At 70.9% G+C, this 23,046-nt stretch carries 21 protein-coding genes; 18 read left to right on the forward strand and 3 right to left on the reverse strand.

The window, feature by feature from the left end; translation table 11 throughout:
* The 14 genes from ACFYNU_RS23695 to ACFYNU_RS23760 all read left to right on the forward strand — a co-directional run.
* A partial coding sequence (locus tag ACFYNU_RS23695) for an RNA polymerase sigma factor (protein WP_388767177.1) occupies positions 1-526 on the forward strand: 526 nt, incomplete at its 5' end.
* A gap of 12 nt (positions 527-538) precedes the next feature.
* The gene (locus tag ACFYNU_RS23700; protein WP_356585169.1) at positions 539-1,189 is read left to right on the forward strand and encodes a methylated-DNA--[protein]-cysteine S-methyltransferase; all 651 of its coding nucleotides are present in this window, start codon (positions 539-541) and stop codon (positions 1,187-1,189) included.
* Between the two features lie 126 nt (positions 1,190-1,315).
* Complete coding sequence (locus ACFYNU_RS23705) at positions 1,316-2,068, forward strand: S1 family peptidase (protein WP_356585170.1); 753 nt, start codon at positions 1,316-1,318, stop codon at positions 2,066-2,068.
* A gap of 186 nt (positions 2,069-2,254) precedes the next feature.
* Positions 2,255-4,678, forward strand: a complete 2,424-nt coding sequence (locus ACFYNU_RS23710) for a penicillin acylase family protein (RefSeq protein WP_356585171.1) — start codon at positions 2,255-2,257, stop codon at positions 4,676-4,678.
* A gap of 61 nt (positions 4,679-4,739) precedes the next feature.
* A complete protein-coding gene (locus tag ACFYNU_RS23715; protein WP_356585172.1) occupies positions 4,740-5,198 on the forward strand; it encodes a nuclear transport factor 2 family protein in 459 nt (152 codons plus the stop codon).
* A 659-nt stretch (positions 5,199-5,857) separates the two neighbouring features.
* A complete protein-coding gene (locus ACFYNU_RS23720) occupies positions 5,858-7,249 on the forward strand; it encodes a sensor histidine kinase (protein ID WP_356585173.1) in 1,392 nt (463 codons plus the stop codon).
* 2 nt (positions 7,250-7,251) lie between these two features.
* Positions 7,252-7,665, forward strand: coding sequence for a roadblock/LC7 domain-containing protein (locus ACFYNU_RS23725; protein WP_356585405.1), 414 nt, complete (start codon positions 7,252-7,254; stop codon positions 7,663-7,665).
* Positions 7,662-8,042, forward strand: a complete 381-nt coding sequence (locus ACFYNU_RS23730) for a DUF742 domain-containing protein (RefSeq protein WP_356585174.1) — start codon at positions 7,662-7,664, stop codon at positions 8,040-8,042. The genes ACFYNU_RS23725 and ACFYNU_RS23730 overlap by 4 nt, the downstream gene beginning before the upstream one ends.
* The gene (locus ACFYNU_RS23735) at positions 8,014-8,634 is read left to right on the forward strand and encodes an ATP/GTP-binding protein (protein WP_356585175.1); all 621 of its coding nucleotides are present in this window, start codon (positions 8,014-8,016) and stop codon (positions 8,632-8,634) included. The genes ACFYNU_RS23730 and ACFYNU_RS23735 overlap by 29 nt, the downstream gene beginning before the upstream one ends.
* Positions 8,631-9,947: a cytochrome P450 gene (locus tag ACFYNU_RS23740; RefSeq protein WP_356585176.1), complete on the forward strand. Its 1,317-nt coding sequence runs from the start codon at positions 8,631-8,633 to the stop codon at positions 9,945-9,947. Before ACFYNU_RS23735 ends, ACFYNU_RS23740 begins: the two co-directional genes overlap by 4 nt.
* A 149-nt stretch (positions 9,948-10,096) precedes the next feature.
* Positions 10,097-11,179, forward strand: coding sequence for a polyprenyl synthetase family protein (locus ACFYNU_RS23745; RefSeq protein ID WP_356585177.1), 1,083 nt, complete (start codon positions 10,097-10,099; stop codon positions 11,177-11,179).
* 47 nt (positions 11,180-11,226) lie between these two features.
* Positions 11,227-12,825: a prenyltransferase/squalene oxidase repeat-containing protein gene (locus ACFYNU_RS23750; RefSeq protein WP_356585178.1), complete on the forward strand. Its 1,599-nt coding sequence runs from the start codon at positions 11,227-11,229 to the stop codon at positions 12,823-12,825.
* A 36-nt stretch (positions 12,826-12,861) separates the two neighbouring features.
* Complete coding sequence (locus ACFYNU_RS23755) at positions 12,862-14,193, forward strand: cytochrome P450 (RefSeq protein ID WP_388767182.1); 1,332 nt, start codon at positions 12,862-12,864, stop codon at positions 14,191-14,193.
* Positions 14,190-15,227 carry a terpene synthase family protein gene (locus ACFYNU_RS23760; protein WP_356585180.1) on the forward strand — a complete coding sequence of 346 codons (1,038 nt, stop codon included), beginning with the start codon at positions 14,190-14,192 and terminating at the stop codon, positions 15,225-15,227. The genes ACFYNU_RS23755 and ACFYNU_RS23760 overlap by 4 nt, the downstream gene beginning before the upstream one ends.
* Here the strand turns inward: ACFYNU_RS23760 and ACFYNU_RS23765 are convergent.
* Positions 15,224-16,501, reverse strand: a complete 1,278-nt coding sequence (locus ACFYNU_RS23765; protein ID WP_356585181.1) for an alpha-L-fucosidase — start codon at positions 16,499-16,501, stop codon at positions 15,224-15,226. The two genes, ACFYNU_RS23760 and ACFYNU_RS23765, sit on opposite strands and share 4 nt — an antisense overlap.
* Positions 16,502-16,663: 162 nt before the next feature.
* Between ACFYNU_RS23765 and ACFYNU_RS23770 the strand changes: the two genes are divergently transcribed.
* Complete coding sequence (locus ACFYNU_RS23770; RefSeq protein ID WP_356585182.1) at positions 16,664-17,155, forward strand: GNAT family N-acetyltransferase; 492 nt, start codon at positions 16,664-16,666, stop codon at positions 17,153-17,155.
* Between the two features lie 101 nt (positions 17,156-17,256).
* On the forward strand, positions 17,257-18,045 hold the full coding sequence (locus ACFYNU_RS23775; RefSeq protein ID WP_356585183.1) for an SAM-dependent methyltransferase: 789 nt from the start codon (positions 17,257-17,259) through the stop codon (positions 18,043-18,045).
* Between the two features lie 60 nt (positions 18,046-18,105).
* On the opposite strand, the gene ACFYNU_RS23780 is transcribed toward ACFYNU_RS23775, so the two are convergent.
* Together ACFYNU_RS23780 and ACFYNU_RS23785 are read right to left on the reverse strand one after the other, a co-directional pair.
* Positions 18,106-19,314, reverse strand: a complete 1,209-nt coding sequence (locus ACFYNU_RS23780; protein ID WP_356585184.1) for an MFS transporter — start codon at positions 19,312-19,314, stop codon at positions 18,106-18,108.
* 144 nt (positions 19,315-19,458) lie between these two features.
* Positions 19,459-20,706: a beta-ketoacyl-[acyl-carrier-protein] synthase family protein gene (locus ACFYNU_RS23785; RefSeq protein ID WP_356585185.1), complete on the reverse strand. Its 1,248-nt coding sequence runs from the start codon at positions 20,704-20,706 to the stop codon at positions 19,459-19,461.
* Positions 20,707-20,757: 51 nt separating this feature from the next.
* Here ACFYNU_RS23785 and ACFYNU_RS23790 point away from each other — a divergent pair, with 51 nt between their 5' ends.
* Both ACFYNU_RS23790 and ACFYNU_RS23795 read left to right on the forward strand, forming a co-directional pair.
* Positions 20,758-21,417 carry a TetR family transcriptional regulator gene (locus tag ACFYNU_RS23790; RefSeq protein WP_356585186.1) on the forward strand — a complete coding sequence of 220 codons (660 nt, stop codon included), beginning with the start codon at positions 20,758-20,760 and terminating at the stop codon, positions 21,415-21,417.
* A gap of 102 nt (positions 21,418-21,519) precedes the next feature.
* Positions 21,520-23,040, forward strand: coding sequence for a hypothetical protein (locus ACFYNU_RS23795; protein WP_356585187.1), 1,521 nt, complete (start codon positions 21,520-21,522; stop codon positions 23,038-23,040).
* The last annotated feature ends 6 nt before the right edge of the window (positions 23,041-23,046 follow it).

Consider the following 23,046-nt stretch of genomic DNA (forward strand, 5'->3'; position numbering starts at 1 on the left):
CCCCGCGTCTTACTTTACCCCCCCATGTCCCCGCGCGGGGGGGGGGGGGCCCCCCCCCCCCCCCCCCCGGGGGCGGGGGGGGGGGGGGGGGGGGGGGGGCCCCCCCCCCCCCCCCCCCCCCCACGCCTGGTCGGAGACCTTCCTCGCGGCGATGCGCGCCTACCCGGACCTGCCGGACGACGCCAACGTGGAGGCCTGGCTGGTGACCATCGCCCACCGCAAGGCCATCGACATCACCCGCGCCGGACAGCGGCACGCCGTCCCCGTCGCGGACCTGCCCGAGCGGCCGTCGGCCGTCGGACTGCCGGGGGAGACCGACCACGATCTCTGGCGGGCCGTCAAGGCGCTCCCCGAGAAGCAACGGCAGGCGGTGGCGTACCACCACTTCGCCGGACTGCCCTACCGGGAGATCGCCCAGATCGTCGGCGGCACCCCACAAGCGGTCCGCCGCGCCGCGTCCGACGGCGTCAAGGCACTCAGAACCACCCTCTCCGCCGCCCCTTCGCCGGGCGGAAGCGGAAGCTGAAAGGAGCACGCCATGAAGGAGCACGCCATGAACGAGCACGCCATGAAGGACTCCGCCGGCGAGCCGGACCTCGCCCCTCTCCTCGACCGCGCCGCGGCCGAGCCCGGGACCCTCGCCCGGCTGCACACCAGGCTGGAGGAGGCCGCGACCCGCGAGGGCCTGCTGGACGTCGCGTACACCGTCGTCGACAGCCCCGTCGGCCGGCTCCTGCTCGCCTCCACCGACAAGGGTCTCGTCCGCGTGGCCTTCCACAACCAGGACCACGACAAGGTCCTCGACGATCTGGCCACCGCGCTGAGCCCCCGCGTCCTGCGCGCGCCCAAGCGCCTGGACGACGTGGCGCGCGAACTCGACCAGTACTTCAGCGGCGCGCGCAGGACCTTCGACCTGCCGCTCGACCACTCGCTCTCGCACGGGTTCCGGCAACTGGTGCAGCGTCACCTCCCGGAGATCGCCTACGGGCGGACCCTGAGCTACGGCGAGGTCGCCCGGCTCGTCGGCAACCCGAAGGCGGTCCGCGCCGTCGGCACGGCCTGCGCCACCAACCCGCTCCCCGTCGTCGTCCCCTGCCACCGCGTGCTGCGCGCCGACGGAACACTCGGCGGCTACGCGGGGGGCGCCGCCGCCAAGTCCGTCCTGCTGGACCTGGAGGCCGCTGCCTGACGCACCGTCAGGATCCGGGCGGCCGATACCGGCCGAATGGCGTCTTTGGGACTGACGCACCTCTCCCCGCGCCCCCACAATGGCAGGCACATGACATGCCATTGACCGGGAAAACGGGGAGGGAACATGAGTCCGCACACGAATCCGCACCGCACCGGGAGACCGTTCCGCAGAGCCATCCGCACGGCCGCTTCCGCCGTCGCGGCCCTGACCCTGCTGCTCGGCCTATTCACAACGACCGCCTCGGCGGCCCACGCCCAGAACTCCGACGCGCGCACCACCTCCACCGCCAAGGCGGTCGAGGTGCGCGGCGGAAGCGTCATCTACAGCAACGCCGGAACCCGCTGCACCGTCGGCTTCAACGCCCGTGGCGGCAGCGCCTACTTCGGCCTGTTGTCGGGCCGCTGCGCCCAGGGCGCCACCAACTGGTACGCCGACCCGGCCCTGACCGTGTTCGTCGGCACCACCAGCGGCAGCGGCTTCCCGGGCGGCGACCACGGCATCGTCCGCTACACCACCAGCACCGCGGTCACCTTCCCCGGTGAGGTCACCCTCGGCGGATCCGGCTCCCAGGACATCACCGGCGCCGCGAACCCGGCCGTCGGCCAGTCCCTGTGCCACGCCGGCCGGACGAGCGGAATCCGCTGCGGCGTCGTCACCGCCGTGAACCTCTCGGTCAGCTTCCCCGAAGGCATCGTGACCGGGGTGTTCAGCTCCAACATCTGCGCCGAGCCCGGCGACGTGGGCGGCCCCGCGTTCTCCGGCAGCACCGCACTGGGCGTCATCCTCGGCGGGAACGGAAACTGCTCGTCGGGCGGCACCACCTTCTACCAGCCGGTCGTGGAATGGCTGTCGGCCTACGGCCTGACCCTGTACTAGGGGTGGTCGCGGAGAACCCCGGTCCGGGAGAAGCCGAGATTAGGGGGATGTTACGGGTGTGAGGGCACTCGGGAGGCCGGATAGCTTCTCCGGCATGAGGGGATTCGACCTCAACTCCCCAGGGGAATGCCGGCGGCGCTCCTGCGCGGCGCCGGCCGTTCTCCGCACCCACCTCCGAGGAGCGCCATGTCTCCAGCCCCTTCCCGCCGGGTCCTGCTGGGCACCGGTCTGGCCGGCGCGGCGGCGGCGCTGACAGGCACGCTGCCGGCCGGTACGGCGGTCGCGGCTCCCGCGCCGGGCGCGCCGTGGAAGGAGGACGAGGGGCAGACGTACTCCGTCCCCGGACTGAAGCGGCCGGTCCGGGTGACCGTGGACGTCTGGGGAGTGCCGCACATATTCGCCGACAACGTCGGTGATCTCTTCCAGGCGCAGGGATTCAACATCGCCCGGGAGCGGCTGTTCCAGATCGACACCTGGCGGCGGCGCGGTCTCGGCCGTTTCAGCGAGGTGCTCGGCGCGGCCTACGTCGAACAGGACAGGGCCGCGCGGCTGTTCCTCTACCGCGGTGACATGGCCGCGGAATGGGCGAGTTACGGGCCCGAGGCCCGCGAGGCGGCCACACGGTTCGCCGCCGGGATCAACGCCTGGATCGACTGGCTCGGCGACCACCCCGACGCCCTGCCGGCCGAACTCCAGCAGCTGGGCTACTCGCCCGCGTACTGGAAACCGGAGGACGTGGTGCGGATCCGCACCCATGGAATCGGCAACAACCTCAGCTCGGAGGTCGCCCGCGCCCGGCTCGTCCACGCGGGCGGGGAAGAGGCGAGCGCCTACTTCCGCAAGCTGGAGCCCCGTCACACGGCGCGGGTGCCGGACGGGCTCGATCTGAGCCTCATCCCCGCCGACGTCACCCGTGTCTACAGCCTGGCCACCACGCCCATGGTGTTCGCGAACGGAACCGTGCAACGGCTCTCGGAGGAGCTGAACGTCCTGCGGGAGACCGCCACCGGCAGCAACGCGTGGGCGGTGTCACCGACCCGTACGGCGACCGGCCGGCCGATCCTGGCGGGCGACCCGCACCGGGAGAACTACACACTGCCCGCCAACCGCTACATCGCCCATCTCAGCGCCCCCGGACTGAACATCATCGGCGCCGGTGAGCCGTGGAATCCGGGCATCAGCATGGGACACAACGGCAATGTCGCGTTCGGTCTCACCAATCTCCCCGCCGACCAGGCGGACCTCTACGTGTACGAGCTCGATCCGGCCGACCACAGCAGATACCGCTACCGCGGTCGCTGGGAGAAGCTGACCACCACCACCGAGGAGATCCCGGTGGCCGGCGGTGCACCCCGCCAGGTCCAGCTGTCGTTCACCAGACACGGTCCCGTCGTCAAGATCGACGAACCGAACCACAAGGCGTACGCGGTACGCACCGTCTGGACGGAACCGGGCACGTCGCCGTATCTCGGCAGCCTCAACTTCCAACGGGCCACGAACTCAAGGGAGTTCGTCGAGGCGATGAGCGCGTGGAAGACCCCCGGCTCGAATCTGGTCTACGCCGACACCAAGGGCGACATCGGCTGGGTTCCCGGAGCGATCGTGCCGAGGCGGCGGGGCAGAGGATACGACGGTCTGCTCCCGGTGCCCGGCGACGGGCGTTTCGAATGGGACGGGTTCTACGACAACGCGGAGTTGCCCAGCTCGCGCAACCCGCGAGCGGGCTTCTTCGCGTCCGCCAACGAGTACAACTTCCCTCCCGGCTACCCGACTCCCACCTACGAGTGGCAGCCGGCCTACCGGAAGGACCGGATCCACGAGGTCCTGTCCCAGCAGCGGCGTACATCCATCGCCGACACGCTGGCTCTCCAGAACGACGAGAGGTCCGGCGTCGCACGGCAGTTCCTGCCGTACCTGGCGAAGCTGAGCTCCACCGATCCGACGACGGCCGAAGCACTGCGGCTGCTGGCCGGTTACGACGGGGTCACCAGCAAGGACTCGGCCGCCGCGGCCCTGTTCGAGACCTGGATCATGCGATTCCTGTACCCCGCCTGGGCCCAGCTGCTGCTGCCGAAGCCGGCGGCCGACCAACTGGTCGGCATCAGCATCGACCTGGACCTGCGCGTCATGAACGACTCCTTCGGCCGCCCCGACGACTGGTTCGGCACGGACGGCGCGCGGAAACGTGACGAACTGCTGCTCGGCACACTGCCTAAGGCGTACGCCGAGGTCGCCTCGAAGCTCGGCCCCGACAACACCGCCTGGCGGTGGGGCGCGATGCACCTCCATATGTTCGTCCATCCGCTCGGCGGCCCCAACGTGGGCCCCACCGAACGGGGCGGCACTTTCGCCACCGTCCGCTCCTCGTACTTCTACTACCTGGCGTATCCCTACTCCGAGGTGCTCGGCCCGACGTTCAAGATGGCGATCGACGTCGGCGCGTGGGACAACTCGCGCGCCATCAACGCGCCGGGCCAGTCGGGCGATCCGCGCAGCGCGCACTACAGCGATCTCCACGAGGAGTGGAGCGCGGGGGAGTACTTCCCGCTCCTCTACAGCGAGCATGCGATCGAGCGCAACGGCGGCACGAGGATGCTGCTGACGCCCTAGCGGATCGATCATTTCCTAGACTGGCGGCGAGTCGAGCGTCACCGTTCTCAGGAGATGGCCCATGACCGTCCGCCCGCCCGTACCGCCGTTCGACCGCGCCGCCGCCCTGAAGAAGGTGCAGGCCGCCGAGGACGCCTGGAACACCCGGGACCCGGAACGCGTCGCCGGCGCGTACACGGTCGATTCCGTCTGGCGCAACCGCGACACCTTCGTCACCGGCCGCGCGGCGATCGTTCAGTTCCTGCGCGACAAGTGGTCGCGCGAGCAGGACTACGCGCTCCGCAAGAACCTGTGGGCCTTCGACGCCGACCGGATCGCGGTGCGCTTCCAGTACGAGTGCCGCGACAACGCGGGCCAGTGGTGGCGCAGTTACGGCAACGAGCTGTGGGAGTTCGACGAGAGCGGGCTGATGCGGCGCCGTGAGGCCAGCATCAACGACCTGCGCATCGACGAGTCGCAGCGCCGCGTCATCGGCCCGCGCCCGGAGAGCGAGCACGGGGTGGAGTTCCCGATCCACTGACGCCGGCCCGACGACGGCCACTCACGACGGCCCACTCACGATGGCGCGATGACGACGGCCCGGTGGTCGTCGTGCGCCCGGCGATGTCCTGGCGGTCCCTCCCGTCCCACGGGTCCCACCGGTCCCCGCCCCTCGTGGCGCGCGGCGGAAGCGGTACGAAGGTGGTCATCCCCGTACGCCCCGCCCGCTCCGGTCGTTCCGGCGGCGCGGGTGGGCTCGTCCGATCAATGGCGCGCGATCGGCCGATCGGGTGGCAGCGGTTGCTCCCCACCTGGCACTATTTCTTCCGTCAAGATCATCACGGGCTCTGTGGTCGCGCTGTGAGTTGGCCGTCAACTCCCCTAAACTGACTCCGCTTTGGCGTGATCCCCCACCGCGGCACAGCAGCATGTGATGGCGGAGGCACCTGCCTCGCCCTCTGTCAGGCAGGGAGAGACCCGATGAACACGAGCGATCGTCACCGGTCCGGTGACTGTGCGTCGCAGACTCTCCTGGTCCAGGCAGTTCCGCGACCGCGTTCCCCCGCCGTCCCGGATCCGCGGCGCTGTGGCTCGTCGAGCCGCCGCCTCCGCCCGGCGTTCTCCGTCTCACTGGCGGGCAAGGCCAACAGCGTCGTTGCCCCCGTCCGTTCCCCCCTCGACCCCTAGGACCCTTTTTCCGTGATCTCTCCCTCAGAACCCGCCCTCGCGCTGGGCGCCGTGGCCGTTGTCATGGCTGTCGTCGCGCTGCTGCTGGCTCTCTCCCGTCGCAAACAGGTGCGGCGGTGCAGAGAGATGGAAGCGGCGTTGAAGAGCGCCGAGGCGCGCAAGCGCTACGCCGAATCACGCACGCAGGACCTGGAGGCCCACGAGGAGCGGTTCCGTGCCGAGGTGAGCCATCTCGTCTCCGCCCGGCTGCCGGCCCTCGCGCTCAGCCTGATCAGCTCTCACCACCCCGTACCCGGGCTGCTCCAGGAGAAGGCGGCGGGTCCCGAGGACGCGGAGCTTCTCGACTCCGTGCTCACCCGGGTCTCGGAGATCGTCCTGAAGGAGCGTCGCCGGGTGGACGCCGCCGCGCGCGCGGCCCTGCGAGGCGCGAGCCAGGACTCGCAGGCGCTGTCGTACCGGCTCCAGTCGGAACTCGACGGTCTTCAGAGGGAGTTCACCGGGTCGCGGCATCTGACGCACCGGATGCTCGCCGCCGACCATCTCAACGAGCAGAACCTGCGGCTCATCCAGCGGACCGCCATCGTGTGCGGCGCGTGGCCAGGGCACGTGCGCAAGGACACGTACGTCGCCGAGATCGTCACCGGCGCCTCGTCGCGTCTGCGCGGCTTCGACCGCATCAAGATCAACTCTCGAATAGCCTCCGACGTCGGGATCGTCGGCCGTGCCGCCGAGCCCGTCGCTGTGGCCTGCGCGGAGCTGATGGCCAACGCGCTGGAGCACTCGCGTGACGACCTCGCGGTGGATGTCACCCTGATCCAGACCGGCAACGGCAATGTCAGCATCACCGTCGACGACGCCGGCAAGGGCATGACCGCGGAAGCCGCCGCGCGCGGTGTCCGGCTGGTGTCGGCCGGCGGTCACGATGTCATGCTCACCGAGCTCGGCGATCCGCCGTCTCAGGGTTTCGCCGCCATCGGCCGTCTCGTGGCCGACTACGGCTTCCATGTCTCCGTCGACAATCCGTCTCCCTATGGCGGGGTGCGCGCTGTGGTGACCATTCCCCCGAACCTGCTCGCCTCGATCGACGAGGAGGCCGAGCCGCCGTCCGCGATGGCTCCCCAGCCCGCGGTGGCACCGAAGGCGGAGAGGCGGCCCACCACGGCCGCGGCCTCGGTCACCGAACCCGGAACCGAGGCGGGCGACGAGAAGACGAGCACCCCCGCACCCGACGGTGCGGACGGTCTGCCGCAGCGTCGTCGCCGCGGGCCCGCGGCGACCGCGGGCGGACTCGCCGCTCCCACGTACCGTGCCCCGGACCCGGAGCGTTCTCTCAAAGCCTGGAGTGAATTCCAGGACGGCCTCGACAGCGGCCGAACCGGTTCTGATTCGGAGGAAACACAGTGACCATGCCCGACGGCGCGAACGAGACCTGGTACCTGGCCCCCATCACTGAGATTCCAGGAGTCCACCACGCCCTGCTCATGACCCTCGACGGGATGGTCCAGGCGCGGTCCGAGAACCTTTCGGCCGACGACGCGGACGGTGTGGCCGCGATGACCTCCGCCCTGCACGCCGCCTCGCGCGCCGCCGTCATCCCGGCGCTCGGGGCCGCGGCCGACACCCCCATCGAGACCGTCACCGTGAAGGTCGCCGAGGGCACCTACATGGTCATGCCGGCCGGCGCCAACACGCTGATAGCCGCCGCGGGCGACGACACGATGCACATGGGCGTCGTCGTCCACATGATGGCGCGTCAGGCGAAGAAGCTCGGGGAGCAGCACATGTCTGTCTCCGCGCGTAGCCACGACAGCGCGTCATGAGCCGAGGTCAGCACCAGCGGCGTCTGCTGCCGGCGTATCTGGCCACCGGTGCCGGCGGCGCCCCGCTGCCCAGCACCCTCGACACGCTGACGGCCCTGCGTGCCAGCGGCGCACCGCTCGCGGCGTACCACACACCGGTGCACCGCCGCGTCGTCGAGCTGGTGACGGGTGGTTCCCTCACCGCCGTCGAGATAGCCGCCTATCTCTCGCTGCCGGCCAGTGTCGGGCTGATGCTCGCCGAACAGCTCGTCAGCGACGGCCTGTTAGACGCCAGTGTGCCCATCCCCGATGCCCTCGCCCCCTCACGTGCCGGACGGCCGTCGCTGCAACTCATGGAAGAGGTGCTCAATGGACTCCAGTCCCTCCGTGTCGCCTAACCCGCGGCCCGTGTACCTCCCCGAGGGGGAGCACCAGAGAGTCAAGATCCTTGTCGCGGGTCCGCTCGGCGTCGGCAAGACGACCGCCATCAGGACGCTTTCCCAGATCCCCACGCTGCACACCGACGAAGTCATGACCGACGCCGCCGCCAGTTCGGACGACCTCACCTTCGTCGGCCTGCGGGACAAGACGACCACCACGGTCGCCATCGACTTCGGCCGGCTGACCCTGCCGGGCGACCGGGTCGTGCTGTATCTGTACGGAACTCCCGGGCAGCGCCGCTTCCTTCCGCTGTGGGAGGGCATCGCCTTCGGGGCTCTCGGCGCGCTCGTTCTGGTCGACACCCGACGCCTGGACGAATCCTTCGAGGTGATGGATCTAATTGAAGAGCGCGGTTTGCCGTACGCCGTAGCGGTCAATACCTTCCCTGACTCACCTGACTACGACCTGGAGATCGTGCGCAAGAAGCTCGACCTCGCCCCGGACACCCCACTGGTCACCTGTGATGCCCGCGAGATGGACAGCAGCCTCAACGCACTCATCGCACTGACAGCCCATTCCATAGCCTCTGCCGGAGTCGGAGCCTCGTGAGCATCACATCCTCATCCGCCACAGCCGTGCCCCTGTACGGGCCAGAACACGCGGCCGATCCTCAGCGCAGCTATGAACTGCTGCGCCGTCAGGGGCCGGTGGGCCTGGCGGAGATCGACGCCGGTCTCGTCGTCCACCTGGTGACCGACTACGAGGCCGCGATCAAACTCCTCCAGGACACGGACACCTGGTCCAAGGACACCCGTCCCTGGCTGGCGCAGGTTCCGGAGAACAGCCCGATCAGACCCCTGGTGGAGTGGCGGCCCAGTCTCCTCTTCGCCGACGGCGACGAGCACGCGCATCTGCGCAAGGTCATCACCGACAGTTTCGCCCTCCTCGATCCCAACGATGTGCGCGTGCTGACGTTCCGTCATGCCGACCGGCTGCTCCAGGACTTCGCGGACACCGGGAAGGTCGACCTGGTCAGCCAGTACGCGCACCAGCTGCCGTTGATGGTCTTCAACGGTCTGTTCGGCATGGGCGACGAACACGGTCCCCAACTGGTGGGCGCCCTCACCGACATGATGGACACCGATCCCGAACGCAAGGCGGTGGGCGCCCAGTCGTTCGGCGCCTACCTGGGGGCCCTCTACCAGACCAAGGCCGCCCAGCGCGGCCATGACCTGACGTCCTGGTTCATCGACCACCCCAACGGGCTGAGCCAGGAGGAGGCGATCAACCAGATCATCATCACCCTCGGCGCGGGCAACGAACCGACGGCCAACCTCATCGCCAACACCTGCGTGCGCATGCTGAGCGACGACCGGTACTTCGGCACGCTCACCACCGGAAGCCTCCCTGTCCAGCACGCCATCGACGACGCGCTCTGGTACGACTCGCCGCTGGCGAATTTCAGCTTCCACTTCCCCAAGCGGGACGTCACCTTCTACGGCACGCGCATTCCCGTCGGCGCCCCGGTGATGGTCTCGTACGCCGCCGCCAACACCTGCCCCCACTCGGGGGTACCGGCCGACGGATACCGCTCGGGCACCAAGGCGCACCTGGCGTTCGCCGCCGGGCCGCACGCCTGTCCCGCCCGTTCTCTCGCTCTGCTGATCGCGACCGCCGCGATCGAACGACTTGCCAGCTATCTGCCGGACATCGAACTCGCCGTCGCTCCAGAAGAGTTGACGTATCGCGACGGACCCATCTACCGGACGCTTACGTCGCTTCCCGCCCGGTTCACTCCGCTGACTCCCGACGCCGAGGGCGTCACCCCGTGGAGCCGGAGCTCCGCCGTCCCGGAGACAGACCCGGACGCGTCCCGTCCGTCCCTGGCGACGGCGGGCCGCAGGTCGGTGAGATCTTCGTAGCCTGCTCTCCCACACCGTGTCGCGGTGGTGCCGTCGGCCGTACGACCAGCACCACCGCGACACCTGTGCGGAACGCAGTGTCCTGGCCGCGTCCTCTGCCCGACCGGAATCGCAACGACGGTTCTCGACCGAAAGGGGATCAACCACCGATGGCAAAAACCTATCCCGGCACGAGTCTGCCGGACCTCTCGTCCGTACGGCACAAGGTCGGCGCGGCCCTCACCGGATTCCTCGACGCCAAAGACCAGGCCGCGCCGGGAACCGAGCTGCTGTATCTGACCACCACACTGCGCGCGTTCCTCACCAGCGGGAAACGTCTGCGATCCGTGCTGTGCGTCTACGGCTGGCAAGCCGCCGGAGGGGATGGAGAGTTGACGGCCGCCATCCGGGCGGCGGCGAGCCTTGAACTCTTCCAAGTCTTCGCGCTGGTGCATGACGACGTCATGGATGACAGCGATGTCCGCCGCGGCCAGCCGTCCGCGCACCGTGCGCTGGCCGCCGCGTACACCGACAGCGGTGGTCCCCAGGGCCGCGCCGAGGCACACGGACTGGGCGCGGCCGTCCTCCTCGGAGACCTCGCACTCGTGTGGTCCGACGAACTCCTCCACACGGCGGTCCTCGACCCGGGCAGGCTCGCCCGCATCCTGCCGCTGGTGGCCGAGATGCGCAGCGAACTCATGTACGGCCAGCTCCTGGACCTCCAGACCACCGGCCGGCTGACCGGGGACGTCGAGACGGCGCTGCACATCATCCGGTACAAGACCGCCAAGTACACCGTCGAACGCCCCCTCCAGATCGGGGCGGCGGTGGCCGGGGCGGACACGCGGGTGCTCGACGCCTGCACCGCCTTCGGCATCCCGCTGGGAGAAGCGTTTCAGCTGCGCGACGACCTGCTCGGCGTCTTCGGCGATCCCGCCGAGACCGGCAAATCGATACTGGACGATCTGCGCGAGGGCAAGGGCACCGTACTGATGGCCCTCGCCTTCCAACGGGCCTCTCCCGCGGAGCGCGGGACCCTGCGCGCCCTCGTCGGCCGGAGCGACCTCGACGAGGACCGGGCCGCCGAGGTACGGGCCGTCCTGGAATCCACCGGCGCCCGGCAGACAGTTGAAGAGATGATTGCCGAACGCCGCGACGCGGCCTTCGACGCCTTGGACAAGGCGCCCTTCCCGGCAGCCGCCGTCGACCAACTGCGCCAGATCGCGCTGGTCGCCACGGAGCGTCAGACATGACCGCCCGCCCCTGCCCCGTCACCGCAACCGTGAGGTCGGACACACCCATGAGCGACACGGTCGTCGACGCGACCTACCCCGAACAGGCCGCCCGTTTGGTGGCGAGGATCGATCAGGACAGGCTGGGCAGCGTCCGCCCCTCCCTGTACGAGAGCGCCCGGGTCATCTCGGCGGCCCCCTGGCTGCCGGGGGAACCCCGCCGGCTGGCGTTTCTGCTGGACGAGCAGGCCCCCGACGGGAGTTGGGGAGAAGGACCGGAGCGCTACCGCCTGCTGCCGACCCTCAGCGGCGTGGAAGCCGCACTGGCGGTCCTGCGCCGGGGCAACACGCCCACGGAGACGGCCCGCCGGCTCGCCGGCGCGGTGGACCGCGGTCTCGCCGCGCTGCGCGCGCTGCCCCCGACGGGGCCGTGGCCCGACACGGCGGCGGCCGAGATCCTCGTCCCCGCACTGGTCGCGAGGATCCACGAGCAGATCGCCCTCATCGCCGACGACGGCACACCGGCACTCGACGGATGGCGCCCGGGACCCGGCCCCGCGCTCCCCGGCGGTTACGACGCGGCCCTGCCCGCGTACGTGGCGAAACGGTACGCCTCGGTGGGCAGCCTTCCCGTCAAACTGCACCACACGTTCGAAGGGATCGCCGGATACATACCGGGGGCGCTCATACCCGACGGCCCCGATCTGCTGGGCAGTTCGCCGGCCGCCACCGCCGCCCGCGCCGCGACGGCCTCGTCGCCGCCCCCGGCGGAAACCGTCGCCGCCCTTGAGTCCGTCGCACGGCGCTACGCGGGTAACTTCCCCGAGGCGGCCCCGATTCTCGTCTTCGAGCGCCTGTGGGTCGCCGCCGCCCTGGCCCGTACCCGGCTGCCGGCCGCCGCCCTGCCCACCGTCCGGCGCTGGGCCGCCGACCTCTACGATCCACAGGGCGTACGGGGCGCACCGGGGCTCATGAAGGACGCCGACGACACCGCCATGGCGGTGCTGGTGTCCTCACTGGTCGGCCTGCCGCACACCCTCGAACCGCTCGACCAGTTTCACAACGGCAGTCACTACGACTGCTACATCGGCGAGGACACCGGATCGGTCACCGCCAACGCGCACGCCCTCCAGGCGCTCGGCAGCTACCAACTGCGCAACCCCGAGACACGGCACCTCTACGGCCCCCGCACGGACAAACTGCGCGACTGGCTCATCGATCAACAGCAGTCCGAAGGGCCCTGGCCCGACAAATGGCATGCCTCCCCCTACTACGCCACCGCGCGGTGCGTGGCCGCGCTCACGCGATTCGGCGCGGACCACGCCTCCAACGCTGTCGACACCGCCGTGACCTGGGCCCTCGACACCCAGCGGGACGACGGATCCTGGGGGGTGTGGGGCGGGACCACGGAAGAGACCGCGTACGCCGTACAGATCCTGCTCGCCACCTCAACGCACCGGCCACAGCACGCCCGTGCGCTGCACCGCGCTGAGACGTATCTGAACGACGGGGCGGGATCCGGCCGTCACCCCGCGCTGTGGCACGACAAGACCCTCTACGCCCCGGGCGCCATGATCGAGGCGGAGATCCTGGCCGCGCGGGAGATGCTGCGCACCCGGCACGAGCCGAACCGGCGAATTGCCACCACCACGGACCCGGAAGAGTAGGGCGGACCCATGACGAACGGCAGTCGCGTTCCACCGATGGCGCCCGGAAGGCTCCCGCTCATCGGCCACGCCGTACCCCTGATCAAGGACCGTCTCGCTTTCCTCCAGCGCCTGCGCACACACGGTCCCGTCGTCCGCGTCTCCGTCGGCCCGAAGACGCTGACCGTCGTCAACTCGCCCGATCTGATGCACAAGATGCTCACCGTCCAGGCCGACGAATTCACCAAGGGGCTGCTCTTCGAGAAGCTCAAACTCTTCGGGAAGGACGCCCTGCCCGTCGCGGAAGGCAAGCCGCACCTGCGTCGGCGCCGCATGATGCAGCCGGCGTTCCACCGGCAGCAGATCGAAGGCTATGTCAACACGATGCGGGAATCCGTGGAGCCGTACGTCGCGGGCTGGGACGGCGGGACCGTGCTCGACGTGAAGACCGAGATGCAGCTCATGGCGCAGGGCGTCGTCATGTCGGCCCTGTTCTCCGCGACACCCGAGCGGGAGCCCGCCGACGCGCTGCTCCACAGCGTCGACACGGTCTTCAGAACAGCCCTGAAGCGCGCCCTGTTGCCCGTGTCCGTCCTGGAGAAACTGCCCACCAGGGGCAACCGGAAGGCCCGGGCCGCCAGCACCGGTCTCCGCTCCGCGGTCGCCGACATCATCGCGGAACACCGCGCGCGTCCCGACGCGTACGACGACATCGTCTCGCTGCTCCTGACCGCGCGGGACGACACCGGCGCGACACTGGCCGACGACGAGATCCTCTCCGAGATCGTCGCGCTGCTCGCCGCGGGCTCCGAGACCACCGCGGTCGTCCTCGCCTGGCTGTTCCACGAACTGGGCCGCAACCCGGAGATGGAGCGCCTGCTCCACGAGGAGGTCGACTCCGTGCTCGCCGAAGGCCCGCTCACCGCCGAGCGCGTTGCCCGGCTCGTCCACACGCGCAGACTCGTCAGCGAGACCCTGCGTATGTACAGCCCCGCGTGGCTGGTGACCCGGCAGGCCATCTCGGACGTGCGGCTCGGCGAGTTCGTCCTGCCGGCCGGCTCGGACGTGATCTGGAGCGCGTACGCCCTGCACCGGGATCCCGATCTCTATCCCGACCCGTTGCGTTTCGACCCCGACCGCTGGCTCCCGGAGCGCCCCCAGCCTCCGAAGGGCGCCTTCGTCCCCTTCGGCTCCGGCAAACGCATGTGTATCGGGGACGCGTTCGCCTGGACCGAGACGATCATCATCACCGCGCTGATCGCGTCCCGCTGGCGGCTGCGGCCCACACCCGGCACCGTGCGCCCTGTCGGAGCGATCTCCACGCACCCCTCGTCCCTTCAGATGGTGCCCGAGCTGAGGCACCACTCCGTCGCGGGGAGGGTCCGGTGAACGACGGTCCGGTGCACGACAGCCCGGTGAACGAGGGCCCGGTGAACGACGGCTCGGTGAACGACGGCCCTGTGCACGACGCGATCCGCACGCACCCGCGTGCCCTGCCCATGCCCGACCTGCGGGACTCCTTCCCCGGCCCCTTCCCGGCCAGCGCCCACGCCGACGACATCGAGCGGCACGCCACCCAGTGGCTCCGGACGTTCCCGCTCATCGTCTCGGAGCGCGCGCTGGGCGCGCTCACTCGCATCACGGGCCAGGGGGTGGCCCGTACGTTCCCGACGGCCGGCCGGGACGAACTCTTCCTCTGCGCCGACCTCTTCCTGTGGCTCACCGCTTTCGACGACGCGTACGGCGAGGCGGCCGGGGCCGCCGACCCGGCCCGGCTGGTCCGTACGACCAGTGAGTTCGTCCATCTTCTCGCCGGCCACCATGAACCACCGGGCGGCCCGAGCGTGTTCGGCGCCGCGCTGCGCGACCTGCTGGACCGGTACGGCGAACGAGCCACCCCCGCCCAGTACGCGCGGCTCACCGCACACCTGCGGGACAACCTGTTCGGCATCCTCTGGGAGGCGCACCACCTCCACCGGGCCGACCGCGTCACCCTGCCGGACTACCGCGCGATGCGTCCGCACACCGTCTTCGTACGGACCGTCATCGCGACGGCGGAGGTCATGGCCGGGTACGAACTGCCCGAGCCGGACAGGTCGTCGGAGCCGGTCCGGGAACTGGAGACGGCGGTCGCCGACCTGGCCGGCTGGATCAACGACCTCGCCTCGTACGCGAAGGAGAGCGCGCACGACGGGCCGGCGACGCTCAGTCTGCCCGCGCTGCTGATGCGACAGCACGAGTGCGACCTGGAGGAGGCGTTCCGCCGCGCCTCCCGCATGTGCGAGGAGAGGGCCGCCGTGGCCGCCGCCCGCATCGCCGAACTGACCGCCCGCGAAGGCCCGTCGGCCGACCACGCGCGGGCGCTCGGGTCGGTCGCGGCGTCGTACGTCTGGCACATCGACGACTCCCGCTATCAGAGCTAGACCCGGCCGGTCCCGTCGTACAGGTCCAGCTCCCCCTCGAGTTCGAGGGCGAGGACGGTGGCGTCGTTGTCCACATCGGCGGCCGGCGGGGCGTCGATCCACAGCACGCCCGGCACCTCGTGCAGTCCGCCGACGACCTGGTGCGCGAGTGCGGTGCCCGTGCCCAGGACGCTGACGCGCCTGACCGGCGTACGCAGTCCCCGTACCGCCACCGTCTCGCGCGGCGGATCGAAGCAGACCAGGTACAGGGTGCGCCGGTCCGCCGAGAGGGTGCTGGGGCCGTAGTGGTACCCCGGGGGCAGGCCGGCGACCGTGCCGTACACCGCCTCCCGGTGGCGGCCGATCCACGCGCCGAGCCCTTCGAGGCGCGCGGTCTGCTCCGGGGTGATGGTGCCGTCCTCACGCGGGCCCACGTTCAGCAGGAGGTTGCCTCCCATGCCGATGGTCTCGGTGAAGTAACGCACCAGCCGGCGCACCGACTTGTGGGCGTGGTCGGTGTGCTGGAAGCCCCAGGAGTCGTTGACGGTCAGGCACAGCTCCCAGGGCCCGTCGGGGGCCCGGAGCGGAACCCCCTGTTCGGGAGTGGCGTAGTCGCCGTGGCTGAGCATCCGGGCGTTGAGGACCGTGTCCGGGTTCCCGGCGTGGATCCGGGCCGCCAGCGCGTCCAGCCGCCACTGCTCCTCGGTGCGCTCCCACTCGCCGTCGAACCACAGCAGATCGGGTGCGAAGCGCTCGACGAGTTCGCCCACCTGGGCGTCGCGGTAGTCGAGGAAACGGCTCCAGGCCGCGGGGTCCTCGACACCGTCCGAGGGGGCGCTGAACGGGTTGTCGTTGATATCGGGATCGTGCGCGGGCGATTCGGGGTGCAGCACGCTCGCGTAGTCGGGGTGGTTCCAGTCGGAGTGCGAGTAGTAGAGCCCGGTCCTGAGGCCACGGGCGCGCAGCGCGTCGATGTACGGCGCGATCAGGTCGCGGCCCGCCGGGGTGTGCCGTACGACGTTCAGATCGCCCTGGGCGGTGTCCCACAGGGCGACGCCGTCATGGTGACGGGCCGTCAGGACGACATAGCCGGCGCCCGCGCGGGCGAACAGGTCGGCCCAGGCGGCGGGGTCGTACCGCGAGGCGGTGAAGCCGTCGAGCTGTTTCATGTACCGGGCGTGCGGCACCTGCCCCAGATAGAAGGACCAGGACTCGGGTACGCCGTCGACGGCGTAGATCCCGTAGTGGACGAAGATGCCGAGCTTGGCGTCGGGGAACCAGGGTTGCATGACCATGGCGTCACGCTAGCCCCGGCGTCGCAGGTCACGGCAGGACGGGCCCCCTCGGCGGCTCGGCGGTCCCTCCGTTCCGCCGCGCTGGCCAAGCGCCCCCGGTGCCAGGCGCCAGATGCCGGGTGCCAGGTGCCGGGTGCCGGGTGCCGGTGTCAGAATGCCCGGATGAACATACGACTCGCGCGCGAGGGGGACCTGTCCGGCTTTCTCGCCCTGGCCGCCCAGGTCGAGCAGTGGTTCGGGCCGATGGTGGACGACCCCGGCTTCCGTGAGGCCGTGGTCGCGCACATCCGTGACGCGAAGGCACTCGTCGCCGTCGAACAGCCGGCGGCCACCGCCGATGAAACCGCCGAACCGCCCCTGCTCGGCGGCCTGTTGTTCGGCTCGGGCGCCTCGATCCACCATGTCCACTGGCTCGTCGTCTCGGAGCGGGCGCGCGGCCGGGGCGTCGGTGCCGCGCTGATGGGCGAGGCGACGAAGAGGTTCGTCACGGGGCCCGGCACCGTCGAGGTGGTCACCTTCGGCGCCGACCATCCCGGAGCCGTCGTCAGCGGTGCCCGCGTCTTCTACGAGCGGCTGGGCTTCACCCCCGCCGAGGCGACCGATCCCGGCCCGGAGGGCGGCTCCCGGCAGGTCTACCGACTGGCGGTCGGCTGACCGCCCGCATCCTGAACGAGCTTCGTGGTCAGGGGAGTTGGCGTGGTCCAGGGGTGGGGCCGGGCGATCGCCCGCGTGCGGGCGGTGACATAATCCGGAGCATGACGTCAGGCACCCCCAAGCCCCAGATCGACACCAGCAGGCCCCACCCCGCGCGGCTGTACGACTACTATCTCGGCGGCAAGGACAACTACCCGGTCGACCGGGAACTGGCGGAGAAGCTGGCCACGGGGGCACAGCGCGGCGCCCAGATCAACCGGGAGTTCATGCACCGTGCCGTGGCCTGGGCGGCCAGGAGCGGTATCGACCAGTTTCTCGACATCGGCACCGGCATCCCCACCGAGCCCAATCTGCACCAGATCGTGCAGAAGATCGTCCCGGCCGCGCGGATCGTGTACGCGGACAACGACCCGATCGTGCTCCGGCATGCCGAGGCCCTGCTGGTGAGCACGCCCGAAGGGGCCACCGACTACGTCGAGACCGACGTACGCCGGCCCAGCGGCGTCCTCGAACACGCCCACCGTTTCCTGGACTTCGAGCGGCCCATCGCGCTGTCCCTCGTCGCCGTGCTGCACTTCCTCGGGGACGACGACGACCCGTACGGCGTCATCCGGACCCTGGTCGACTCGCTGCCCTCCGGCAGCCTGCTGATCATCTCGCACGGCACCGCGGACTTCCTGGACCCCGAGCAGGCGAAGAAGATCACCGGCACCTACCGGTCCGGCGGTATCACGCTGCGGCCCCGCACCCGCGACGAGGTCGCGCGGTTCTTCGACGGGCTCGACCTGGTGGAGCCCGGACTCGTCCGCGCCCCCGACTGGTATCAGGACACGCCCGCACCGGCTGCCGAGGAGAGCGGCTTCTACGTCGGGGCCGCGCGCATCCGCTGACACCGGTCCCCGCTCCGGGCCTCAGGTCGGGTCCGCTGACACCGGTCAGCGCACCGGGCCTCAGGTCGCGTCCGCGCCCCGCCGTACCCGTAGCTCGCGCAGCTCGTACAGCCCGACACACGCCGCCAGCACCGCGACGCACCCGGTGAAGATCAGCCCCACGACCCGCAGGTCCAGCAGCAGCGTCAGCGCGCCGATCCCGATCACCGGCAGCGAGATGCCGATGTACGCGACGACGAAGAACGTGGAGATCGTGCCGCCACGCGACTCCGGCGGCGCCGCCGCGCCGATCGCCGTGATCGCCGCGCGGAACGCCAGCCCTTGGCCCAGCCCGCCGCAGACGACACCGACCACCAGCAGCGGCAGCGACTCCACGAACAGCGAGGCCCCCACCAGGACGAGTCCCGCCACCAGCACCAGGCTGCCGCCCGGCAGCGCCCTGTCGGCCCCCACCCGGCCCATCAGGGACTGCCCGACGGTGGAGGCCAGGAAGACCGAGAAGACGACGACGCCCGACACCGCCAGATTCTTCTCGCCCAAGGTCGTCGCGATGAACGTCGGCGACACCGCCGTGCACAGTCCCAGCAGCGCGAAGCCGGAGAACGCCGCCAGCGCCGCCGGCGCGAAGATGCCCCGCACCTCGGGCGGCACCTTCAGCCCCTGCGGGTGGAGCCTCGGCCTCCGGGTCCGGTGCTCGACCGTTTCCGGCAGGAACCACGTCACGACGGCGCCCACCGCCACCAGCGCGAGCGCCGCGTAGAACGGCAGCAGCAGCGGCCAGGGCGCGTACTGCGCGAGCAGTCCCGCGAGCAACGGACCGCAGCCCAGACCGCCCATGTTCGCCGCCGTCGCCGCCAGGCCCGCGCGCGCCTCCCGGCCCGGCGGCGCCAGTTCCATCACCGTGGCCGTCGCGGCACCGCTGAACAGCCCGGCGGCGAAACCCGACAGGAGCCGCCCGGCGAACAGCAGGGGCAGTCCGCCCTCGGTGAGGAAGCAGACCGCGCTGGCCGCGGAGAGCCCGAGCCCGATGAACAGGACCGGCCGGCGGCCCGCCTGGTCGGAGAAGTTGCCCGCCAGCAGCAGCACGGCGATCACCCCGAAGGCGTAGACGGCGAAGACCACCGTCACCATGAACTCGGAGAAGCCGAGCCGCTCACGGTAGAGCCCGTACAGCGGTGTGGGCAGCGTCGTACCGAGCATGCCGATCGCGAAGACGACCGCGGCGCCGAGATATCCGGCCGACAGCCGTCGTGTGCTGCGCTGCGGCATGGGCACCGAGTCCTCACTGAGCGATATGGGGTGTTCCTCCCCATATCCTCGGCGTGCCGGTGCGGTGTGTCCAACGAAGGATCAGATGCCCGGTGGATCGGGCCACCCACGGATCGGGCCACCGCGGATCAGGCCACCTGCGGATCAGACCCCCACGGCGGTGAACGCCAGCGAGACGTTGTGACCGCCGAAGCCGAACGAATTGGCCACCCCCGCCGTCCAGGCCCCCCGGCGCGGAGCGCCCGAGACGACGTCCAGGTCGATCGCCGGGTCCAGCCTGTCGAGATTCCTGGTGGCGGGCACCGTCCCGTCGCGCAGCGCGAGCACCGTCGCCAGCGCGCCCAGGGCCCCGGACCCGCCGAGCAGATGGCCCGTCATGGACTTGGTCGCGGTGACGGCCGGGTGCCCGCCGACGGCCTCGGCGATGGCGTCCGCCTCCGCCACGTCGCCCTGCGGGGTGGACGTCGCGTGCGCGTGGACGATGCCGATGTCCGCCGGTGCGAGCCCGCCCGACCTCAGGGCCGTGACGATGGCGCGCACCTGGCCGGCGCTGTCCGACGCGGTGATGTGCCGTCCGCTGGACGTCACCCCCGCGCCGGCCAGCACGCCGTACGGGCGGGCGCCGCGCGAGCGGGCGAACTCCGCCCGCTCCAGGACCAGTACGGCGGCGCCCTCGCCCAGGACGAACCCGTCGCGCCCCGCGTCGAACGGGCGCGACGCCCCCGCCGGATCGTCGTTGGCCGTCGATAGCGCCATCATCTGGGCGAACCCCGCCAGCGGCAGCCCGTGCAGACACGCCTCCGCCCCGCCCGCCACGACCACATCGGCGCGGCCGAGCCGGATCAGATCGAGCCCGGTGGCGATGGCCTCCGCGCCGGACGCGCAGGCGCTCACCGGTGTGTGCGCCCCGCCCAGCGCCCCCAGATCGATACTCACCCAGGCGGCGGGGCCGTTGGCCATCAGCATGGGCACGGTGTGCGGCGATACCTTGCGCGGCCCGGACTCCTCCAGGACGTCGTCCTGGCCGAGCAGCGACAGTACGCCGCCGACTCCCGTGCCGATCACGACCGCGATCCGCTCCGGATCGGCCTCCGGGCGCGCCGCGTCGGCCCACGCCTCGCGGGCGCTGACCAGCGCCGCCTGCTCGCACCGGTCCAGCCGGCGGGCCTCGGTCCGCTTCAGCGCCGTCGCCGGATCGACCCGCAGCCGGGCCGCCAGCCGGACGGGCAGCCCGGCCGCCCAGTCGTCGTCGAGCGCGCCGATCCCGTTCTCACCGGCCAGCATCGCGGACCAGGTGGACGCCGCGTCGCCGCCCAGAGGGGTGGTCGCGCCGAGGCCGGTCACCCACACCTCCGTGTCCCAGTCGGTGTCTGTTCCTCGTGTCGTTGCCATGATCCGCACGGTAGCCAACCAACCGTCTGGTCGGCTATGTAGAGTTCCGCCATGCCTCACACCGAACAACTGGTAGGAACCCGCGCCCTGCTGCTGGCCGCGGCCCGTGACGAGTTCGCCGCCCACGGCATGGGCGGCGCACGCGTCGGCCGGATCGCCGAACGGGCCGGTGTCAGCAAGGAACGGATCTACGGCTACTTCGGCAGCAAGGAGAAGCTCTTCGCCGCCGTCGTCTCCGAAGCCCTCACCGAGCACGCGGCCCTGCTGGGACCACCGTCCGCCGACCTGGCCGAGTACGCCGGCCGGATCTACGACCTCCACCGGCGCAACCCGCAACTGCTGCGCCTGATGATGTGGGAGGCCCTGCACTACGACGGCGGACTGCCGAACGAGCAACCGCGCACCGCCCGCTACCGCGCCATGGTCGCCACGCTCGAAGAGACCCTCGGCCCCGGCTCCGGCTCAGATTCCGACTCCGACACCGAGTCCGACACCAACTCCGGGTCCGGCACCGAGGCCGCGAGCACCCTCCTCGCGCTCATCGGCGTCGCCATCCTGCCGACCGCCTTCCCTCAGCTCACCCGGCTGATCCTCGGCCCGGCGGCCGGCGCCGCCGATACCGCCGGCGACGACAGCGAGCTGCGGGCCTCCATCGTGCGACTGGCGCGGCGGATGGTTTCGTCATCGAGCGAGCCGCCGACGTCCCGATAGCCAACCCATCGAGTGATTCATATGTTTTAGATGCGATTTCTTAATATTTGACCCGTGGCGTGTCCGTCGGCCGGGCGGTGCCGGGCCAGGCAGCTTTGGGCCATGACACAGACCAAGGCCGTCGCGACCGGCCTGCGAGAGACGAGCCGCCCGGCCCGCCAGGACTGGACGGCCGACGGCGGTCTCCTGTGGCTCGCGGTCGTCGCGAGTGTGTACGCGCTTGTCCAACTCGTCTTCCTCGTACCGGGATCCGGGCTCGGCTGGGACGAGACGGTGTACACGAGCCAAGTCAGCCGCGCCGCCTTCGACACCGCCTTCTTCAGCGCCCCACGCGCGCGCGGCATCACCTTCCTCATCGCCCCCGTGACCTCACTCACCGGCTCCGTCGAAGTGCTCCGCGTCTATCTGGCGCTCCTGTCGGGCGCCGGACTCTTCCTCGCCCTGTGGGTCTGGCGACGGCTGCTGCCCGGATCCGTACTCGCCCTCGCCGGCGCCCTGTTCGCCGGTCTGTGGATCACCGTCTTCTACGGCCCGCAGGTCATGCCGAACCTCTGGGTCGCCCTCGGCTGCCTCTGCGCCGTCGGCTTCTTCCTCCGGGCCGCGCGCGACCGGACCGACCGCACGGCCCTCGTCGGGCTCGGCGTCGCGGTGGCCTTCGTCGCCCTCATGCGCCCCACCGACGCCTTCTGGCTCAGCGCGCCGCTCGCCCTCATCGCGCTCGCCGTCGGACAGTGGCGGCGCTGGGCCCTGCTGACGGCGCTCGCCGCGGGCGGGGCGATCGGCTGCGCGGAGTGGGTCGTCGAGGCGTACGTCAGCTACGGCGGACTCTTCACCCGCCTGGCGCGGGCCAGCGAGATCCAGGGACACCTCGGCTGGCACCTCGTCTTCGCCGACCACATGCGCTCGCTCGACGGGCGGCTCCTGTGCCGCCCCTGCTCCGTCCAGTGGCGGCGCCCGGCCACCGCCGTCTGGTGGTTCGCGCTGCCCCTGCTCACCCTCGGCGGAGTGCTCGTCGCCGCCCGGCTTCGACGGCTGCCGCTCGTCCTCGTGCCGACGCTGGTCGGTCTGTCGATGGCCGTGCAGTACCTCCTGCTGATCGGATACGCCGCGCCGCGCTTCCTGCTCCCCGTGTACGCGCTGTTCGCGCTGCCCACCGCCCTGTTCCTGACCTGGATCGTCAGGACGGCCCGGCCGCGGCTGCCGGTCGTGGCCCTGCTCGTGGCGGTGGCCGTCGCCCATCTGTGGATCCAGGGTTCGGTCGTCGCCGACCGGGCGGAACGCAGCCGCGCCGACCGCGTGAAGCTGGACGGGGTGGTGGCCGAGCTGGCCCGGCAGGGCGTACGGCCGCCGTGCGTGGTCAGCGGCACGGAGGCGATCAGGGTGGCGTTCCGGGCCGGCTGCGCGTCGCGGCAGACCGGCGGCCACGACGGGAGCATCACCCCCGGCGGGCTCGTCGCCTACGCACGCGAGCGGCCGGTGGCGTTCGTGGCGGCCGGCCGGGCGGGACCACCGGCGTACGCACGCGGTTGGCGGGTCGAACGGATCCCGAACCTGCCGGGCCTGCGGAACTGCCGCGTGTATCTGTCACCGTCCGCGCACCAGGTCCCGACGATCACACCGTGACGCGCC

The sequence above is a fragment of the Streptomyces sp. NPDC006643 genome, from assembly GCF_042870175.1.
Lineage (GTDB): Bacteria > Actinomycetota > Actinomycetes > Streptomycetales > Streptomycetaceae > Streptomyces.

Bases quoted from the DNA above. Each gene is read 5' to 3' on its own strand.
- ACFYNU_RS23725 (WP_356585405.1), top strand. From the start codon at position 7,252: ATGCCCGACGGCGCGAACGAGACCTGGTACCTGGCCCCCATCACTGAG.
- ACFYNU_RS23730 (WP_356585174.1), top strand. From the start codon at position 7,662: ATGAGCCGAGGTCAGCACCAGCGGCGTCTGCTGCCGGCGTATCTGGCC.
- ACFYNU_RS23765 (WP_356585181.1), bottom strand. From the start codon at position 16,501: ATGGTCATGCAACCCTGGTTCCCCGACGCCAAGCTCGGCATCTTCGTC.
- ACFYNU_RS23785 (WP_356585185.1), bottom strand. From the start codon at position 20,706: ATGGCAACGACACGAGGAACAGACACCGACTGGGACACGGAGGTGTGG.
- ACFYNU_RS23790 (WP_356585186.1), top strand. From the start codon at position 20,758: ATGCCTCACACCGAACAACTGGTAGGAACCCGCGCCCTGCTGCTGGCC.
- ACFYNU_RS23715 (WP_356585172.1), top strand. From the start codon at position 4,740: ATGACCGTCCGCCCGCCCGTACCGCCGTTCGACCGCGCCGCCGCCCTG.
- ACFYNU_RS23775 (WP_356585183.1), top strand. From the start codon at position 17,257: ATGACGTCAGGCACCCCCAAGCCCCAGATCGACACCAGCAGGCCCCAC.
- ACFYNU_RS23780 (WP_356585184.1), bottom strand. From the start codon at position 19,314: ATGCCGCAGCGCAGCACACGACGGCTGTCGGCCGGATATCTCGGCGCC.
- ACFYNU_RS23745 (WP_356585177.1), top strand. From the start codon at position 10,097: ATGGCAAAAACCTATCCCGGCACGAGTCTGCCGGACCTCTCGTCCGTA.
- ACFYNU_RS23705 (WP_356585170.1), top strand. From the start codon at position 1,316: ATGAGTCCGCACACGAATCCGCACCGCACCGGGAGACCGTTCCGCAGA.
- ACFYNU_RS23755 (WP_388767182.1), top strand. From the start codon at position 12,862: ATGGCGCCCGGAAGGCTCCCGCTCATCGGCCACGCCGTACCCCTGATC.
- ACFYNU_RS23735 (WP_356585175.1), top strand. From the start codon at position 8,014: ATGGACTCCAGTCCCTCCGTGTCGCCTAACCCGCGGCCCGTGTACCTC.
- ACFYNU_RS23710 (WP_356585171.1), top strand. From the start codon at position 2,255: ATGTCTCCAGCCCCTTCCCGCCGGGTCCTGCTGGGCACCGGTCTGGCC.
- ACFYNU_RS23770 (WP_356585182.1), top strand. From the start codon at position 16,664: ATGAACATACGACTCGCGCGCGAGGGGGACCTGTCCGGCTTTCTCGCC.
- ACFYNU_RS23750 (WP_356585178.1), top strand. From the start codon at position 11,227: ATGAGCGACACGGTCGTCGACGCGACCTACCCCGAACAGGCCGCCCGT.
- ACFYNU_RS23795 (WP_356585187.1), top strand. From the start codon at position 21,520: ATGACACAGACCAAGGCCGTCGCGACCGGCCTGCGAGAGACGAGCCGC.
- ACFYNU_RS23700 (WP_356585169.1), top strand. From the start codon at position 539: ATGAAGGAGCACGCCATGAACGAGCACGCCATGAAGGACTCCGCCGGC.